The organism is Candidatus Erwinia dacicola (assembly GCF_001756855.1).
In the GTDB taxonomy this organism is placed as follows: Bacteria; Pseudomonadota; Gammaproteobacteria; order Enterobacterales; family Enterobacteriaceae; genus Erwinia; species Erwinia dacicola.
This window is the reverse complement of the sequence record NZ_MAYS01000325.1, coordinates 1-3,980: the sequence shown is the minus strand read 5'-3', so window position 1 is coordinate 3,980 and position 3,980 is coordinate 1. Positions and strand designations below refer to the sequence as shown.

At 53.0% G+C, this 3,980-nt stretch carries 5 protein-coding genes; 3 read left to right on the top strand and 2 right to left on the bottom strand.

Features of this window, described 5'->3' with window-relative positions; translation table 11 throughout:
• Nucleotides 1-30 precede the first annotated feature (30 nt).
• Nucleotides 31-207, bottom strand: coding sequence for a hypothetical protein (locus BBW68_RS17890; protein WP_420835344.1), 177 nt, complete (start codon nucleotides 205-207; stop codon nucleotides 31-33).
• Nucleotides 208-611: 404 nt separating this feature from the next.
• On the opposite strand from BBW68_RS17890, the gene coaBC reads away from it, so the two are divergent.
• The 3 genes from coaBC to slmA all read left to right on the top strand — a co-directional run bounded on the left by coaBC (nucleotide 612) and on the right by slmA (nucleotide 2,978).
• On the top strand, nucleotides 612-1,826 hold the full coding sequence (coaBC, locus tag BBW68_RS09490) for a bifunctional phosphopantothenoylcysteine decarboxylase/phosphopantothenate--cysteine ligase CoaBC (RefSeq protein WP_070135170.1): 1,215 nt from the start codon (nucleotides 612-614) through the stop codon (nucleotides 1,824-1,826).
• Nucleotides 1,804-2,262, top strand: a complete 459-nt coding sequence (gene dut, locus BBW68_RS09485) for a dUTP diphosphatase (protein WP_070135169.1) — start codon at nucleotides 1,804-1,806, stop codon at nucleotides 2,260-2,262. Before coaBC ends, dut begins: the two co-directional genes overlap by 23 nt.
• Before the next feature lie 119 nt (nucleotides 2,263-2,381).
• Entirely contained in the window at nucleotides 2,382-2,978 is a 597-nt protein-coding gene (gene slmA, locus BBW68_RS09480; protein ID WP_070135168.1) for a nucleoid occlusion factor SlmA, read from the top strand.
• A 75-nt stretch (nucleotides 2,979-3,053) separates the two neighbouring features.
• Here the strand turns inward: slmA and pyrE are convergent, their stop codons facing one another.
• The gene (pyrE, locus tag BBW68_RS09475; protein WP_070135167.1) at nucleotides 3,054-3,695 is read right to left on the bottom strand and encodes an orotate phosphoribosyltransferase; all 642 of its coding nucleotides are present in this window, start codon (nucleotides 3,693-3,695) and stop codon (nucleotides 3,054-3,056) included.
• Between the last annotated feature and the right edge of the window lie 285 nt (nucleotides 3,696-3,980).

The following is a 3,980-nucleotide window of genomic DNA, read 5'->3' as shown; positions in this document are numbered from 1 at the left end:
CTGAAAACGATGTGATCGAGGCGCTGCCACTCAGCGCTTAACAGACATATTACCGGACCGGAAGGCTGGATCTGAATTTACACCACCTTGACGGACTCGACCGGCCTCCATGATGCGGTTGAGCATAAATTCGGTGAGTTCACGCAGAAAGTCCTCGCCGCCGAGTTGCATCAGAGTGTTGCTGAATGTCATGCTGTTGTCGGCCATCGGTTGACTCCTTCTGAGATGATTGTCTAATTAACCATTACCTTACCGGATAAGCCGATGGCTCTCACCATCCTTCCAAATTTACACCACGTCCTAAGACTCTACCCAGAAAAATCGCTAACAGTTCGCTATCACTGAGCGTGGCCACGCCAAGTTTTCCAGCTTTTCGCGCGGGGGGCATCCCAGATTCCTGCCACCCATTGGTTTTGCTCATCGTTTGCTCCCTCTTCCTGAAGAGCATAAAGCATGGTATTATATACAGTATTTTCTATGATGATGTGCCGACTTTATGAGACGGCTCGCAAAGGTGGCGAGGTGAGAAATAGTCAGCCAGACGGAGTGTGGTAAAATGGTTGCTCTTGTGGCGCGAATAGCCCCAGCAGGCTAACAGAAGGCAACAGCAAATGATGGAATTAACCGGAAAACGTATTGTTCTGGGTGTCAGCGGCGGTATTGCCGCGTATAAAGCACCCGAGCTGATTCGCCGCTTGCGTGACCGTGGCGCGGAAGTGCGCGTGGTCATGACCGACGCAGCAAAAGCGTTTATTACCCCGCTCAGCCTGCAGGCCGTTTCCGGTTATCCGGTCTCTGATGATTTGCTCGACCCGGCGGCAGAAGCGGCAATGGGCCATATTGAGCTGGGCAAGTGGGCCGAGCTGGTGATTCTAGCACCGGCCACCGCTGACCTGATTGCCCGAGTGGCGGCAGGGATGGCTAACGACCTAGTGACCACCATTTGCCTAGCCTCTGCGGCACCGCTGGCCGTGGTCCCAGCGATGAATCAGCAGATGTATCTCACCCTGCCGACCCAGCACAATTTGCAGCTGCTGGCCCAGCGTGGGGTGATGATCTGGGGGCCGGACAGCGGCAGCCAAGCCTGTGGTGATATCGGGCTGGGGCGTATGCTTGACCCGCTGGCGATTGTTGATCATGCGCTTAACTGGGCGGCCCCCGTCAACGATCTGCAACATCTCAACATTATGATCACCGCCGGCCCGACGCGGGAAGCTCTCGATCCGGTGCGTTTTATCAGTAATCACAGCTCGGGCAAAATGGGTTTTGCCATAGCCGCTGCGGCAGCAAAACGTGGCACCCGCGTTACACTGGTTGCCGGGCCGGTAGCGCTGCCGACCCCGGCTGGCGTCACTCGGGTGGATGTGGTCAGCGCGCTCGAGATGCAGCAGGCGGTGATGGACCAAGCAGCAAGCCAGCAGATCTTTATCGGCTGTGCGGCCGTGGGCGATTACCGCGCGGTGGCTATTGCTGAGGAAAAAATCAAAAAACAGGGTGACGAGATTACCCTTAAAATGGTGAAAAACCCTGATATTGTCGCCGGCGTGGCGGCGATGCAGCAACACCGTCCCTTTATCGTAGGATTTGCCGCTGAAACCCAGAATGTGGAAGAATACGCGCAACAAAAACGCGTGTGCAAGAATCTAGACATGATTTGCGCCAACGATGTTGCCAAACCCGGACAGGGTTTCAAAAGCGATACCAATGTTCTTCACCTTTTTTGGCAGGAGGGAGAAAAAATCTTACCGCTCAGCGATAAGTCACTCCTTGGCCAACAGTTACTAGACGAGATTGTCAGCCGTTATGATGAAAAAAATCGACGTTAAAATCTTGGATGCGCGCGTAGGCAGTGATTTCCCGTTACCTACCTATGTCACCTCCGGTTCCGCCGGGCTGGATCTGCGCGCCTGCCTAGATGAAGCATTCGTACTGAAGCCGGGTGCCACCACGCTGGCACCAACCGGCTTGGCTATTCATATCGCGGACTCTGAACTGGCCGCAGTGATTCTGCCGCGCTCTGGTCTTGGCCACAAACACGGCGTGGTTCTGGGCAACTCGGTTGGCCTGATTGATTCTGATTATCAGGGGCAGCTGATGGTTTCCGTCTGGAACCGTGGGCAGGACTCCTTTACTATCGAGCCTGGTGAACGTATCGCTCAGATGGTGTTCGTGCCGGTGGTACAGGCTGAATTCAATCTGGTGAACGATTTCGACTTCAGCGTGCGTGGCGAAGGTGGTTTCGGTCATTCCGGCCGCCGGTAACTCTCCACCGCTCCGTAACGAACGATAAGCTGATTTTTTTCTTCCGTGAGCCTTTGCTCACGGACGTTGAGTGGGCATTTGCCCATTTATGGTAATGTTCTCGGGGGTCTTTATAAGGCATGGCAGAAAAAAAAAGTGCGAGAAGGAATCGTCGCGAAGAAATCCTGCAGGCACTGGCGCAGATGCTGGAATCCAGCGATGGCAGCCATCGCATCACGACCGCCAAGTTGGCGGCGAATGTTGGGGTATCTGAAGCGGCTCTTTACCGGCATTTTCCCAGCAAAACGAAGATGTTTGACAGCTTGATCGAATTTATTGAAAACAGCCTGATTACGCGCATCAATCTGATACTGAAAGACGAGAAAGAGACGCTGCCGCGTTTGCGTCTGATTACCCAGTTAATTCTGGGCTTTGGTGAGCGTAATCCAGGTTTAACGCGCATTCTGACCGGTCATGCGCTGATGTTCGAACAGGATCGTTTGCAGGGGCGGATTAATCAGCTGTTCGAACGCATTGAGGTGCAGCTACGCTTGGTCATGCGCGAAAAGAAAATCCGTGAAGGTGAAGGTTTTGCCACCGATGAGGCGCTTCTGGCTGGCCAGCTGTTAGCGTTCTGCGAAGGGCTGCTGTCGCGTTTTGTGCGTTCAGAGTTCCGTTATCGTCCGACCATTGACTTCGACGCGCGCTGGCCGCTGCTGGTTGCTCAGTTAGTCTGATACTGCGGGCAGATCGCCAAAGGGCCGATTAAAAAAAATGATCGGTCCCTATGCGATTACCAAATTAAATAACGCTTAAATACCAAACTCGCTGCGGTACTCGCGTACCGCCACCAGATGGTCGGCCAGTTCCGGCTTCTCTTCTAGATAGGCAATCAGCTCTTTCAGCGTAATAATTGAAATCACCTTGCAGCCGTAATCACGCTCCACTTCCTGAATAGCGGAAATCGCCCCGCGCCCGCGTTCTTGGCGGTCTAACGAAATTAGCATGCCTGCCAGCGTGGCATTGTTTTCCGCAATGATCTCGATCGATTCACGGATGGTAGTTCCCGCCGTGATCACGTCATCCACTAGCATAATTTTGCCCTGCAGCGGGCTACCCACCAGCGTGCCGCCTTCGCCGTGATCTTTGGCTTCCTTACGGTTAAAGCAGTAAGGAACATCGCGGTCATGGTGATCGGCCAGCGCAACCACTGTGGTGGTAGCAATAGGAATACCTTTGTAGGCCGGGCCAAACACTAGGTCGAAATCAATGCCGGAATCGACCAGCGCCTGAGCGTAGAAACGGCCCAGCAGGGTAAGATCACACCCGGTATTAAACAGGCCTGCGTTAAAGAAATAAGGGCTTTTGCGCCCTGATTTCAGCGTGAACTCACCAAACTTCAGCACCTGCTTGTTGATGGTGAATTCGATAAATTGGCGCTGCCAGACTTTCATGTCGTGTTCCTCAATTTTCAGGCAAGAAAGAGGCGACTGCGAAGTCGCATTACACCCCCGCCGTAGCGGGGAAAATCCATTTAAAACAATATATTACCAAGTTTATATGGTTCCATATGGTACTAAATAGTGCTGGTTTATGGACACTATATGGACATTCCCTTTAGTGGATTGAGCGCAACAACATCATTCAAAAAGTCCGGTGCAAAGTGCGCATAGGTCATGGTTTGCTGTAGTGTGGCGTGTCTCAGGATTCGCTGCAATGGGTACTGTTGCAAAGTTATT

Bases quoted from the DNA above. Each gene is read 5' to 3' on its own strand.
- BBW68_RS17890 (WP_420835344.1), bottom strand. From the start codon at position 207: ATGGCCGACAACAGCATGACATTCAGCAACACTCTGATGCAACTCGGC.
- coaBC (WP_070135170.1), top strand. From the start codon at position 612: ATGATGGAATTAACCGGAAAACGTATTGTTCTGGGTGTCAGCGGCGGT.
- dut (WP_070135169.1), top strand. From the start codon at position 1,804: ATGATGAAAAAAATCGACGTTAAAATCTTGGATGCGCGCGTAGGCAGT.
- slmA (WP_070135168.1), top strand. From the start codon at position 2,382: ATGGCAGAAAAAAAAAGTGCGAGAAGGAATCGTCGCGAAGAAATCCTG.
- pyrE (WP_070135167.1), bottom strand. From the start codon at position 3,695: ATGAAAGTCTGGCAGCGCCAATTTATCGAATTCACCATCAACAAGCAG.